Below are 11414 nucleotides of genomic sequence, written 5' to 3'. Positions count from 1 at the left end.
TGACGACATTGAACGGCCACGAACGAGACGGGATTGCCTGTGCCAGTGACCAAAAAGGCCGTCTGCTGCGACGCTGACGGATCGCCGACCAAGAAGACCGCAGCCACCCGGGTGTTCGAGGCCGCGCGCGACCTGTTCTATCACCGTGGAATCCGCGCCGTCGGCGTCGACGAGATCGTCTGCAAGGCCGGCGTTACCAAACCCAGCCTTTACCGAGCCTTCGCGTCCAAGGACGAGCTGATCGCCGCCTGCCTGGAGGAAAGTGGCCGCGAGGGCCGCGCTGCGCTGTGCGAAGCTATCGAGACCGCCGGCAGCGACGCCGGCGACCAGCTTCGCGCCGTCGTCCGCTATTTCGCGGCCAAGGTTGCCTCCCCCGATTTTCGGGGCTGCCCGATGAGCAACACTGCGGTCGAGATCCCTGAACCCGGCCATCCGGGACGCGCGGTGCTCGAGAGCTGCAAGGCCGACATGCGAGCGACGATCGTCGAGATCAGCCGCCGCTTCGACACCGACCGGCCCGAGGATCTGGCCGACGGGCTTGTGCTGATCATCGAAGGCGGCATGGCCGCGCACCATATCTTCGGCAGCCAGGGGCCCTGTGCCGCGATGGTCTCGGCCAGCGACGCGCTGATCGACTCCTACCGGCTTCGCGCGCGCGCCTGACGAGGCCTAGCCGCCGCCCAGTTCCAGCGCCCGGGCTTCGATCGCACGCAGCATCCGCATGAAGTCTTCCAGTTCGCGCGCGTCGAAGCTGGAGAATATCTGCTCCTCGAATTGCAGCGCCTTGGGCGCGACCTGCGCATAGAGCGACTGCCCGGCCTCGGTCAGCGCCAGCAGGCGCGATCGGCGATCGGCACGGTTCGGCGCGCGCGTCACCAGCCCGCGATTGACCAGCGCGATCGTTGCCCGACTGACCGTCACCTTGTCCATGCGGGTCGCCGTGCAGATGCCCTGCTGCGTCACGCCGTCGCGCTCGGCGACGACCGCTATGACCCGCCACTCCGGAATTGAGAGATCGAACAGCGCCTCATAGGCCTTGGCGATCACGTCGCTGACGACGTTGGTCGTCACCGAGAGGCGATAGGGAAAAAACTGGTCGAGCACGAGGCGATCACTGGCCATGGGCGTTGGTAACATTTGACACGACTCGGTTCAAATCCCTATTAGTTTCGTTTGTTACCATATTCCGAGGAAGCGCCATGACCGATCCGTCCCTGGAACCGCACGCCAACCCGCTCGGCCTCGACGGCTTCGAGTTCGTCGAGTTCACCGGTCCCGATCCGCTGGCGCTGGCCGAACTGTTCGAGGCGATGGGCTTCACCCATCTCGGCAACCACCGGTCGAAAAATGTCCGCCGCTATCAGCAGGGCGACGTGAACTTCATCCTGAACATGGACGCGAGCGGCCAGGCGGCCGAGTTTCGCGAGGCGCATGGGCCGTCCGCCAACGCCATGGCCTTTCGCGTCCATGACGCGACCAAGGCGTTCGACAAGGCGGTCAAGCGCGGTGCCACGCCGGTCCAGGGGCCGGTCGGGCCGATGGAACTGAACATCCCGGCGATCAAGGGCATTGGCGGGTCCAACCTCTATCTGGTCGACCGCTATGGCGCGCAGGAGATCTACGATGTCGACTTCCGCCCGGTCGAGGGCATGGCGCGCGACCAGCGCTCGGTGGGTCTCCACACGCTCGATCACCTGACCCACAATGTGATGCGCGGGCGGATGAACCACTGGGCGGGCTTCTACGAGAGCGTCTTCAACTTCCGCGAGATCCGCTATTTCGACATCGAGGGAAAGGCGACCGCGCTGCTGAGTCGCGCGATGACCGCGCCCGACAACAAGATCCGCATCCCGCTCAACGAGAGCCAGGACGACAAGAGCCAGATCGAGGAATTCCTGCGCGAATATAAGGGCGAAGGAATTCAGCATCTGGCGCTGGCGACCGACGACATCTTCGCGACGGTCGACCGGCTGCGCGCCAACGGCGTCCGCTTCCAGTCGACCCCCGACACCTATTATGAGGCGATCGACCAGCGCCTGCCCGGCCACGGCCATGACATCGAGGAGATGCGCAAGCGCGGCATCCTGATCGACGGCGCGCCCGAGACCGGCGGCGGTATCCTTCTCCAGATCTTTACCGAGAATATGGTCGGCCCGATCTTCTTCGAGATCATCCAGCGCAAGGGCAATGACGGCTTCGGCGAAGGCAATTTCAAGGCGCTGTTCGAGTCCATCGAACGCGACCAGATCCGCCGGGGCGTGCTCAAGGTCGATTGAGCCTGCCCGCGCCCTTCAAATGTCCGATCGATCGGGGACTGCGATGAGCGACCAGTATATGACCGGCTTCGGCAACCATTTCGCGACCGAAGCCGTCGCGGGGGCACTGCCGATCGGGCGCAACTCGCCGCAGCGCCCCGCCTTCGGCCTCTATGCCGAACAGCTGTCGGGCAGCGCCTTCACCGCGCCGCGGTCGGAGAACCGCCGCAGTTGGCTCTACCGAATGCGGCCCGCCGCCAATCATCCGCCTTTCCGGCCTTATGAGGGTCGGGCGCGTCTCTGCGCCGCGCCTTATACCGAGGCGCCCGCCAACCCCAACCGGCTGCGCTGGGATCCGCTGCCCCTGCCCGTCGAGCCGACCGACTTCGTCGACGGGCTCGTCACGCTGGGCGGCAATGAGGGGATCGGCATCCATCTTTATGCGGCCAACCGCTCGATGGTCGACCGCGCCTTCTTCGATGCCGATGGCGAGTTGCTGATCGTGCCGCAGTCCGGTGCGCTGCGGGTCGTCACCGAAATGGGTGTCCTCGACGTCGAGCCGCTGCAGATCGGCCTGATCCCGCGCGGGGTGCGCTTTCGCGTCGAACTGCCGGACGGCGAAGCGCGCGGCTATGTCTGCGAGAATCACGGGGCAGCCTTCCGCCTACCCGACCTCGGCCCGATCGGCGCAAATGGCCTGGCCAATGTGCGCGACTTCGAGACGCCGGTCGCCTGGTTCGAGGATATCGACGCCCCCTGCGAACTGATCCAGAAATATGAGGGGCGTCTCTGGTCGTCCACGCTCGACCACAGCCCGTTCGACGTCGTCGCCTGGCACGGCAATCTGGCGCCCTGCCGCTATGATCTGCGCCGGTTCAACACGATCGGGACGGTCAGCTTCGACCATCCGGATCCGTCGATCTTCACCGTGCTCACCTCGCCCAGCGACACGCCCGGCACCGCCAATTGCGACTTCGTGATCTTCCCGCCGCGCTGGATGGTGGCGGAGGATACGTTCCGCCCACCCTGGTTCCACCGCAATGTGATGAGCGAATATATGGGCCTGATCGCTGGCGCCTATGATGCCAAGGCGGGCGGCTTCCTCCCCGGCGGCGGATCGCTGCACAACCGCATGTCGGGCCATGGCCCCGACCGTGCGAGCCATGAAGCGGCGACGAACGCCCGGCTCGCCCCGCACAAGATCGAGGACACGATGGCGTTCATGTTCGAAAGCCGCTCGGTGATCCGCCCCACCCGCTTTGCCCTGGAGACCCCGTTGATGCAGCTGGACTATGACGATTGCTGGTCGGGCTTCGCCAAGGCGGAGCTGCCGCGATGAGCATCGATGCGACCCATGATCCCGCGCTGACCAGCTGGGTGCCCGGCGCAGACGGTCATCCCGACTTTCCGGTCCAGAATCTGCCTTATGGCATCTTCTCGCTCGGAGATGGAGAGCGTCGCCCGGCGGTGGCGATTGGCGACAGCCTGCTCGACCTCCAGGCGATTTCCGGGCTGCTGCCGGTGGAGTTGCACGGACCGACGCTCAATGCGCTTTTCGCGATGGCACCCGAACGCCGGACGGCGCTACGCAACAAGCTGTCCGAACTGCTGTCGGTCGAGAGCCACCGTCCTGCGCTCGCGCCGCATATCCGCGCACAGGCCGACGTCACGCTGCACCTGCCCGCGACCATCGGCGATTACACCGACTTCTATGTCGGCATCCATCACGCGATGAACATCGGCAAGCAGTTCCGGCCCGACAATCCGCTGCTACCCAACTACAAGCATGTGCCGATCGGCTATCATGGCCGCGCTTCCTCGGTGCGTCCCTCCGGCGTGCCCGTCGTCCGGCCTAAGGGACAGCGCAAACCGCCCGAGGCCGAGACGCCGGTCTTCGGCCCGTCCGCGCGGCTCGACTATGAGCTCGAACTGGGCGTCTGGATCGGGCGGGGGAACGAGCTGGGCGATGCCATTCCGATCGAGGAAGCGCCCCGCCACATCGCCGGCTTCTGCCTGCTCAACGACTGGTCGGCGCGCGACTTCCAGGCGTGGGAATATCAGCCGCTCGGGCCCTTCCTCGCCAAGAATTTCCACACGAGCGTCTCGCCCTGGGTGATCACGCCCGAGGCGCTGGCCCCCTTCCGCACCGCCCAGCCGCCCCGCCCCGAAGGCGATCCCCGGCCCCTGCCCTATCTGTGGGACGAGGCCGACCAGGCGAGGGGAGCGCTGGGCGTCGAACTCCACGCTTATCTGACCACCGCGCAAATGCGCGAGCAGGGCCTCGCCCCGCACCAGCTGAGCCGGGGGCCCGCCTCCAACATGTACTGGACGGTGGCGCAGATCGTGACCCATCACGCGTCGAACGGTTGCGACCTCCGCCCCGGCGACCTGCTCGGGACCGGCACCATCTCCGCCCCCAGCGAGGACGGCTTTGGCAGCCTGATGGAGATTTCGCGCGGGGGCGCACAGCCGATCCGGCTCGAAAGCGGCGAGGAGCGCAGCTTCCTGCAGGACGGTGACGAGATCATCCTGCGCGCGACGGCCTCGGCGCCGGGCTTCGCGTCGATCGGCTTCGGGGAATGCCGGGCGGTGATCCTGCCCGCGCGCTAAGGTCGGGCGGGCGACACCGCCCGCGCCGCCTCACTCCATGTAGAAGATGCGATATTCGCGCCGGGTGAACAGCCAGCGCCCATCGATCTTCGCGAGCACGTCGTCATAGCGGCCGCGCACACGCTTCAGATCACCCGTCCCCGGCTCCTCGAAGATCTCCGAGGTGTAGCAGACCGCCTTTGCGCTATCGCCGTCCACCTCGATGCTGCCGGGGGTGGCGATATAGACCATCGGCTTGGTGCAGCCGTCGAGGCCGTAAGCCTTCATCGATTCGACCCAGGCGGAGACGATCGTCTCCTTGCCCGAAAAGCCGCCGAGATCGGGAAATTCGGGCAGCGCCCAATAGGCGTCGTCGGCCCAGGCCGTCGCCCACAGCTCGGCATCCTTGGTCATCACCGCATGGGCATAGCTTTCCATCAGCTCGCGGATCAGGATCCGGTCTTCGAGCGGGCCGGTATAGGGCATGGTCTGTCTCTCCTGCGTCGGGGTCAGCGCCGGCCTTCGAGCCAGTCGTTCAAGGTTTCGTGGAAGAAGCGGACGCGGGTCTCCTGCGCCGGCAGATAGGCGTCCTGATAGCCCAGCGAATGCATGCCCGCCTGCATGTCCTCGGCCAGTTCCATGTCCTGATACACGATCTGCCCCGCCAGTTCGGGAATGCCCCGGCCGCCGTCGAAGTCGCGATGCTCGCACTGCTCGACTTCGCGCAGCGGGCGCGTGCCGGCCATGATCGATTCCACCTCGGACTGGCCCTCGACCGGGAAAGCCATGCACCACAGGTCGAACCAGCATTTCTCCGGATCGTCGGGATGCGGCTCGCTGCGGAAGAAGATGAGGTTATCGGGCAGGAAGCTGATCGTGACGTTGGGGAAGATGACCGTGTGCGGGCTGTCGGTGATCTCCTCATCGTCCATATGCTCATAATGGACATAGCCGCGCTCGCGCCACAGCCGCTTCTTGGCGGCCTTCAGGTCGAGCCAGCCCTGCATCGCCATCTCCTCATAGGAGGCATAGCGCGACGGATCGATGTCCCACTGGCGCAGGATCATCTCGAACGGATGCGGCACGCCGTCGGGCAGGCGATCGCTCAGCGAAGGGCGCATCGGCTGCACCGTCCGGCCATGGCCGCGCGGCCACATTTCGTGCCGGGCGGTATCGACGTCCTGGTCGATCCACGGCGGCACCTGCGGATGGGCGGTGCGGGTGTGGTAGCTCTCCGAGAAATTGTCGGTGACGAACTTCCAGTTGGCGTTGAGCGCGATCCGGTACCAGGCGACGCGCACCGCCGTGTCCATCGGGTAATTCTTGTACAGCTCGGGCATCGGATCGAGATAATCGAGCAGGTCGGGCGCTTCCGGGTCCATCGTGTACCAGACGAAGCCGCCCCATGTGTCGCAGCGCAGTTCGCGCAAGCTGAGCTTCCCGCACGGATCGCCCTGAGGGAAATCATGCGCGTCCTGCGCCTGCTGGAGGACGCCGTCGATGCCCCAGCGCCAGCCATGATAGGGACAGGTGATCGCCTCGACCGACGAACTCTGGCGCACCATCCGCATGCCGCGATGCCGGCAGCTGTTGTAGAAGGCCCGGATCGATCCGTCATCCTGGCGGATGCAGATCACCGACTCCTTCAGGAAATTGTGGACGACGAAGTCGCCGGGTTCGGGAAGTTCGGCGGTGCGGCCGGCGACGTGCCAGATCCGCTTCCACAGCCGATCCCACTCCTTGGCCGCGAATTCCGCAGAATAATAGCGCTCCCCGCTGATCGGGTCGCCGCGTAACGCGGACGGGTCGCGCCCATCCAGCCTCTCGTCCAGGCTCATCTCTCTCTCCTGCTCCGCCGTCGCGGATATTCAGAGGAAGGTGCGGGATGCAGCCAGGGCTTGGTACTGGCAATAAGGTCAGATCACGGCCGCTACGGCATGGTCCACCTTGCCAGGCCAGAGACGCACCCACCGCAGAGTCGCGTCCGGAGAGAATGCCAGGAGAGTGATATGTCGATTTCGGTGACCCCGGGCGTGCCCGGACCGCACCTCATGCAGGCGGCTTTCATCGTCGAGGATCTCGACGCGGCGATCGATGCCTGGATCAGGACGACGGGCATCGGCCCCTTCTTCGTCGTGCCCCATATCGCCCTGGCCGAGCTCGACTATCGCGGGCAGCCCAGCCGCGATCTCGATTTCTCGGTCGCCCTCGCCCAATCGGGCGGTGTGCAGGTCGAACTGATCCAGCAGCATTCGGACGGCCCGTCCGCCTATCGCGACCTGATCGCCAAGGGGCAGCAGGGCTTCCACCATTTCTGCATCTACACCAGCGACTATGACGCGACCCGCGAACGCTATCTCGCAACAGGCGCCCAAAGCGCACTCGACGGCCTCTTCGGCGAGGTCCGCTTCTGCTATATCGACACCAGCCCGACGATCGGCTGCATGATCGAGCTGGTCGAGGAACATCCGCTGGAAAGCGCCTTCTTCGCCCGCGTCGCCGAGGCCGCACGCGACTGGGACGGCGTCACCGATCCCGTCCGCCTCGCCTTTCCCGCCTGACCCGAAGGAGCGGATCCCCATGCCGAACTGCCCGATCGAAGACCGTCTGGCGATGCAGGACCAGATGATCGCCTATGCCCATGCGGTCGACTCCATGCACGACATCGACGGCATCTGCGCGGTCTTTACCGAGGACGCCATATTCGACCTGACCCGCATCGGCCTGATCGAGCATCACGGCCATGCCGGCATCCGCGCGCTGTTCGAAAGCGTCTTCGCCTCGATGTCGCACCACGGCCATTATCTGTCGAACTTCGCCGTCACCGCCTACACCGCCGACCGCGCCTCGATGCGCGCCTATGTCGACGCCAAGGGCCTGGGCAAGGACGGCAGCTCGCTGAACGTGCTGGGCCGCTACTATTTCGATTTCCGCCGGACCGCCGATGGGTGGAAGGCGGAGCGCTACACGCTGGACCTGCTGCTTCCGCCGGCGGGGTCGCTCGACAAGATCAGGGCGTGAGGGGGAAGTAGGCGGCGCCGTCCTGAGTCACGGAATTACGCCGAATGACGTTGACACCGTAAACCCTGCTCGCCCTCCTCGTACCGTAGCCGACATCTAAGAGGCATGATCCCGAATGATCAGGCCGCGCGCAGTGCCTCTCGGGCTTCTCCCGGCAACTGGGCGATGACCGAGAGGTAGGCGCTGGCGGTGGCATCGGGCTGACGGCGGCCCTGTTCCCAGCCTTTGAGGGTCGCGAGCGGAATCCGGTAGGCGCTGGCGAACGCCTGCTGCGACAGGCCCAGCTCTTCCCGGATCGCGCGCACGTCGGGAACCTCGATGGTGTGGACGCGCGCCACCTTCCCCTTACCCTGAGCGTGCGCGGCAGCCTCTTCCATCGCCGCGATCAGGTCCTTGCCAAAGTCCGACATCGTCATGCTCCTTACACTCAATCCACCCCAGTGGCTTTTGGGCCCCTGATCGTCGCCGCGAAGGCGGCCACCGCCTTCTTCTCGTCCGCGCTCAGGTCCGTCGCCTGCGCCTTGACATAAGCCAGCAGCAGGTAGAGCGGACAATCGGGACGGTAGTAGAAATAGACCACCCGCGCTCCGCCACGCTTGCCGCTTCCCGAGCGCGCCCAACGTAGCTTCCTGACTCCACCGGTGCCGGGGATCACGTCGCCCGCCTGGGGGTTATGAGCAACAAAATCGACCAGCTCGGCCCGTTCCTCCTCGCTCCAGATCCTTTCGGCCGAGCGTGCGAAAGCCTGCGTCTCGACAACGGTGATCGGCCGGATCTTCACCGTGGCTATATACGTCAATGACGCCCAACGCGCAAGCCGATGCCGACCAAGGCCCGCTTCCCGCCGCAGCTTTGTACTGGGTCTGTCTGCTAATCCATTTGAACCATGCACTCCCCCGCCGCCGCGCCTATCATCCTCGCGACTGCCGAGGAGAGGATGCGCAGCATGGGATTCGAGCTTCGGCCGCTGGGCGGTCCGATCGGGCGGGAGCTTGTCGGGCTGGATCTCGAACGCGACGTGCCCGCTGCCACGGCAGCGGCGGTGCGGCAGGCGTGGCTCGACCATGGCATGCTGCTCGTGCGCGGGCCGGGGACGTCGCCCGAGGCGCAGTTGCGGCTCAGCCGCTGCGTCGGCACGCTCGAGCCGCATGTCATTCCGAAGTTCCGCCATCCGGACAATCCGGACCTGATCCTGCTGACCAACAAGGATGGGCCGTCGGGGCCGGTCTATGAGCATGACGGGGTGGCGATCCACGGGCGGATTCCGTGGCACAGCGACGGCGCCTTCGTCACCACGCCCAATGCCGGGGCGGTGCTGCGCATGGTGCAGCGGACGCGCGATGGCGGGCAGACGGGCTGGCTCGACCTCGCCGCCGCCTATGACGCGTTGGACGAGGCGACCAAGGCCGAAATCGAGGGGCTGGAGGCGGTCTATCTGTTCCGTGCGGGGCTGGAGGAGATGCGATTCAACAATCCCGGCGGCCGCCGGATCAGCCCGCGCAACGACAGCTATCCCGATTTTCCGCCGGTCGCCGTGCCGCTGGCCTGGGCGCATCCCGAGACCGGCCGCAGGCTGCTGGCGCTCAGCACGCTCAACGTCGACCGCATCCTGGGCATGGACCGCCCACGCAGCGATGCACTGATCCAGCGGCTGATCGAGCATATCGTCCAGCCGGCTTTCCATTATATCCATGACTGGCAGAACGGCGACATGGTGCTGTGGGACAATCGCACCATGCTCCACGCCGCGCTCGGCCATCCGGTCGACCAGATACGGATCGTCCACCGGACCACGATCAAGGGCACGCAGGCGACCGGGCGGCTGCTCGATGCGGAGGAAGCGGCATGAGCGATTTCGACCTGACGATCCGGGACGGCCTGATCGTCGACGGCAGCGGGGCCGAGCCTTTCCGAGCCGACATCGGCATAAGGGACGGGCTGATCGCGGCGATCGGCGACGATCTGCCCCCGGCCGCGCAGGACATCGACGCATCGGGCCTGATCGTCACGCCCGGCTTCGTCGACCTCCACACCCATTATGACGGGCAGGTAACCTGGGAGGAGCGGCTGACCCCGTCCTGCTATCATGGTGTCACCACGGCGGTGATCGGCAATTGCGGGGTCGGCTTCGCGCCCTGCCTGCCCGAGCGGCGCGAGTTGCTGATCCGGCTGATGGAGGGGGTCGAGGACATCCCCTATCCGGTGCTGGCCGAGGGGCTTCCGTGGAGCTGGACCAGCTTCACCGACTATCTCGATGTGATCGCGGCGCGGCGCTACGACATGGATGTCGCCGCCTATGTCCCGCACGCGGCATTGCGGGTCCATGTGATGGGCGAGCGCGGCGCCGCGCGCGAGGCGGCGACCGCCGAGGATCTGGCGGAGATGGCGCGGCTGCTGGGCGAGGCGCTCGACGCGGGGGCGCTGGGCATCGCCACGTCGCGCACCTTCTTCCACCGGTCGAGCGACGGGCAGGCCATCCCCACCTATGGCGCGGCCGATGCGGAGATGCTGGCGCTGGCGCGGGTTCTCCGGGACAAGGGCAAGGGCGTGTTCCAGATCGTCGAGGACGTCCATTTGCCCGACCGGTCGATCGCCGCCCTCGCCGATATCGCGCGCGAGGCGGAGCGTCCGCTCACCTTCTCGATGGGGTGCAGCAACAGCGGGCCCTATGCCTGGCCCCGCCTGCTCGAACAGCTGAGCGCGGCCAATGCGGGCGGCGCGGTGGTGAAAGCGCAGCTGATGCCCCGGGCCATCGGGATGCTGCTGGGCTTCGAACTTACGCTCAACCCCTTCTATACAACCGCCACCTATAAGCAGCTGTCGGCGCTGCCACTGGCCGAACGGCTGGCCCGGCTGCGCGATCCGGCGATCCGGGCGGCGATACTGGCCGAGCCGGTCGATCCCGATCCCGCGTTGGTGCTGGGCCGGATGGTGCGGCAGTTCGACACGATGTTCGTGCTGGGCGAACGGCCCGATTATGAGCAGCCGCCCGAGCGCAGCATCGCGGGCATGGCGGCCAGCCGTGGGATCAGCCCTGAAGCGCTCGCCTATGATCTGATGACCGAGGGCGAGAGCGGCGGGAAGCTCTACCTCGCCATGGCCAATTTCGCCGACGGCAAGCTCGACGCGGTCGGGGCGATGCTCGATCATCCCGATGTCGTGCTGGGCCTCGGCGACGGTGGCGCGCATGTCGGCACGATCTGCGACGCCAGCTATTCGACCTTCGCGCTGACGCACTGGGTGCGCGACCGGGCGCAGGGGCGAAAGCCGCTGGCCGACATCGTGCGGCGGATGACCTCGGCTACCGCTTCGATCGCCGGCTTCGATGATCGCGGCTTGCTGAAGCCCGGCCTGCGCGCCGACATCAACCTGATCGACCTCGACGCGCTCGCACTGCGCGAACCGGAACTGCGCTACGATCTTCCAGGCGGCGGACGGCGGCTGATCCAGCGCGCCGACGGCTATCGCGCCACCATCGTCAAGGGCGAGGTGGTCAGCCGCGACGGCGAGCCGACCGGCGCCCGGCCCGGCCGGCTGATCCGGGCCTGA

The 11414-nt window shown here is 66.3% G+C and carries 13 protein-coding genes; 8 read left to right on the top strand and 5 right to left on the bottom strand.

What is annotated here, in order from left to right; genetic code table 11:
• Positions 1-45: 45 nt before the first annotated feature.
• Positions 46-663: a TetR/AcrR family transcriptional regulator gene (locus G6P88_RS16840; protein WP_165324211.1), complete on the top strand. Its 618-nt coding sequence runs from the start codon at positions 46-48 to the stop codon at positions 661-663.
• A gap of 6 nt (positions 664-669) precedes the next feature.
• Here the strand turns inward: G6P88_RS16840 and G6P88_RS16835 are convergent, their stop codons facing one another.
• The gene (locus G6P88_RS16835; RefSeq protein ID WP_165324210.1) at positions 670-1122 is read right to left on the bottom strand and encodes a MarR family winged helix-turn-helix transcriptional regulator; all 453 of its coding nucleotides are present in this window, start codon (positions 1120-1122) and stop codon (positions 670-672) included.
• 77 nt (positions 1123-1199) lie between these two features.
• Here G6P88_RS16835 and hppD point away from each other — a divergent pair, with 77 nt between their 5' ends.
• From hppD to fahA, 3 genes are read left to right on the top strand one after another with little or no spacing between them, the layout of a single operon-like run.
• Positions 1200-2276, top strand: a complete 1077-nt coding sequence (hppD, locus tag G6P88_RS16830; protein WP_165324209.1) for a 4-hydroxyphenylpyruvate dioxygenase — start codon at positions 1200-1202, stop codon at positions 2274-2276.
• Between the two features lie 58 nt (positions 2277-2334).
• Positions 2335-3594: a homogentisate 1,2-dioxygenase gene (gene hmgA, locus G6P88_RS16825; protein WP_425594498.1), complete on the top strand. Its 1260-nt coding sequence runs from the start codon at positions 2335-2337 to the stop codon at positions 3592-3594.
• Positions 3591-4865 (top strand): fumarylacetoacetase, encoded by a 1275-nt coding sequence (fahA, locus tag G6P88_RS16820; RefSeq protein WP_165324208.1) that lies wholly within the window; start codon positions 3591-3593, stop codon positions 4863-4865. Before hmgA ends, fahA begins: the two co-directional genes overlap by 4 nt.
• A gap of 30 nt (positions 4866-4895) precedes the next feature.
• Here fahA and G6P88_RS16815 read toward each other — a convergent pair whose 3' ends face one another.
• Together G6P88_RS16815 and G6P88_RS16810 are read right to left on the bottom strand one after the other, a co-directional pair.
• Entirely contained in the window at positions 4896-5330 is a 435-nt protein-coding gene (locus G6P88_RS16815) for a nuclear transport factor 2 family protein (protein WP_165324207.1), read from the bottom strand.
• Between the two features lie 23 nt (positions 5331-5353).
• Entirely contained in the window at positions 5354-6682 is a 1329-nt protein-coding gene (locus G6P88_RS16810) for an aromatic ring-hydroxylating oxygenase subunit alpha (protein WP_165324206.1), read from the bottom strand.
• Positions 6683-6853: 171 nt separating this feature from the next.
• On the opposite strand from G6P88_RS16810, the gene G6P88_RS16805 reads away from it, so the two are divergent.
• Together G6P88_RS16805 and G6P88_RS16800 are read left to right on the top strand one after the other, a co-directional pair.
• Positions 6854-7405 (top strand): VOC family protein, encoded by a 552-nt coding sequence (locus G6P88_RS16805; RefSeq protein ID WP_226946618.1) that lies wholly within the window; start codon positions 6854-6856, stop codon positions 7403-7405.
• 19 nt (positions 7406-7424) lie between these two features.
• The gene (locus G6P88_RS16800; protein WP_165324205.1) at positions 7425-7865 is read left to right on the top strand and encodes a nuclear transport factor 2 family protein; all 441 of its coding nucleotides are present in this window, start codon (positions 7425-7427) and stop codon (positions 7863-7865) included.
• A 119-nt stretch (positions 7866-7984) separates the two neighbouring features.
• On the opposite strand, the gene nadS is transcribed toward G6P88_RS16800, so the two are convergent.
• Positions 7985-8275 (bottom strand): NadS family protein, encoded by a 291-nt coding sequence (gene nadS / locus G6P88_RS16795; RefSeq protein WP_165324204.1) that lies wholly within the window; start codon positions 8273-8275, stop codon positions 7985-7987.
• A gap of 17 nt (positions 8276-8292) precedes the next feature.
• Positions 8293-8646, bottom strand: coding sequence for a type II toxin-antitoxin system RelE/ParE family toxin (locus tag G6P88_RS16790; RefSeq protein WP_165324203.1), 354 nt, complete (start codon positions 8644-8646; stop codon positions 8293-8295).
• Between the two features lie 165 nt (positions 8647-8811).
• On the opposite strand from G6P88_RS16790, the gene G6P88_RS16785 reads away from it, so the two are divergent.
• A complete protein-coding gene (locus tag G6P88_RS16785) occupies positions 8812-9714 on the top strand; it encodes a TauD/TfdA dioxygenase family protein (RefSeq protein WP_165324202.1) in 903 nt (300 codons plus the stop codon).
• The gene (locus tag G6P88_RS16780) at positions 9711-11414 is read left to right on the top strand and encodes an N-acyl-D-amino-acid deacylase family protein (RefSeq protein ID WP_165324201.1); all 1704 of its coding nucleotides are present in this window, start codon (positions 9711-9713) and stop codon (positions 11412-11414) included. Before G6P88_RS16785 ends, G6P88_RS16780 begins: the two co-directional genes overlap by 4 nt.

Source organism: Rhizorhabdus phycosphaerae (genome assembly GCF_011044255.1).
GTDB classification, from domain to species: Bacteria; Pseudomonadota; Alphaproteobacteria; order Sphingomonadales; family Sphingomonadaceae; genus Rhizorhabdus; species Rhizorhabdus phycosphaerae.
The sequence above is the reverse complement of the archived record's forward strand: the minus strand, read 5'-3'. Positions and strand labels throughout refer to the sequence as shown.

Excerpts from the sequence above, each read along its gene's own strand:
- hmgA (WP_425594498.1), top strand. The coding sequence starts at position 2,335 with ATGACCGGCTTCGGCAACCATTTCGCGACCGAAGCCGTCGCGGGGGCA.
- G6P88_RS16810 (WP_165324206.1), bottom strand. The coding sequence starts at position 6,682 with ATGAGCCTGGACGAGAGGCTGGATGGGCGCGACCCGTCCGCGTTACGC.
- G6P88_RS16780 (WP_165324201.1), top strand. The coding sequence starts at position 9,711 with ATGAGCGATTTCGACCTGACGATCCGGGACGGCCTGATCGTCGACGGC.
- G6P88_RS16800 (WP_165324205.1), top strand. The coding sequence starts at position 7,425 with ATGCCGAACTGCCCGATCGAAGACCGTCTGGCGATGCAGGACCAGATG.
- G6P88_RS16785 (WP_165324202.1), top strand. The coding sequence starts at position 8,812 with ATGGGATTCGAGCTTCGGCCGCTGGGCGGTCCGATCGGGCGGGAGCTT.
- G6P88_RS16815 (WP_165324207.1), bottom strand. The coding sequence starts at position 5,330 with ATGCCCTATACCGGCCCGCTCGAAGACCGGATCCTGATCCGCGAGCTG.
- fahA (WP_165324208.1), top strand. The coding sequence starts at position 3,591 with ATGAGCATCGATGCGACCCATGATCCCGCGCTGACCAGCTGGGTGCCC.
- nadS (WP_165324204.1), bottom strand. The coding sequence starts at position 8,275 with ATGTCGGACTTTGGCAAGGACCTGATCGCGGCGATGGAAGAGGCTGCC.
- G6P88_RS16835 (WP_165324210.1), bottom strand. The coding sequence starts at position 1,122 with ATGGCCAGTGATCGCCTCGTGCTCGACCAGTTTTTTCCCTATCGCCTC.
- hppD (WP_165324209.1), top strand. The coding sequence starts at position 1,200 with ATGACCGATCCGTCCCTGGAACCGCACGCCAACCCGCTCGGCCTCGAC.
- G6P88_RS16805 (WP_226946618.1), top strand. The coding sequence starts at position 6,854 with ATGTCGATTTCGGTGACCCCGGGCGTGCCCGGACCGCACCTCATGCAG.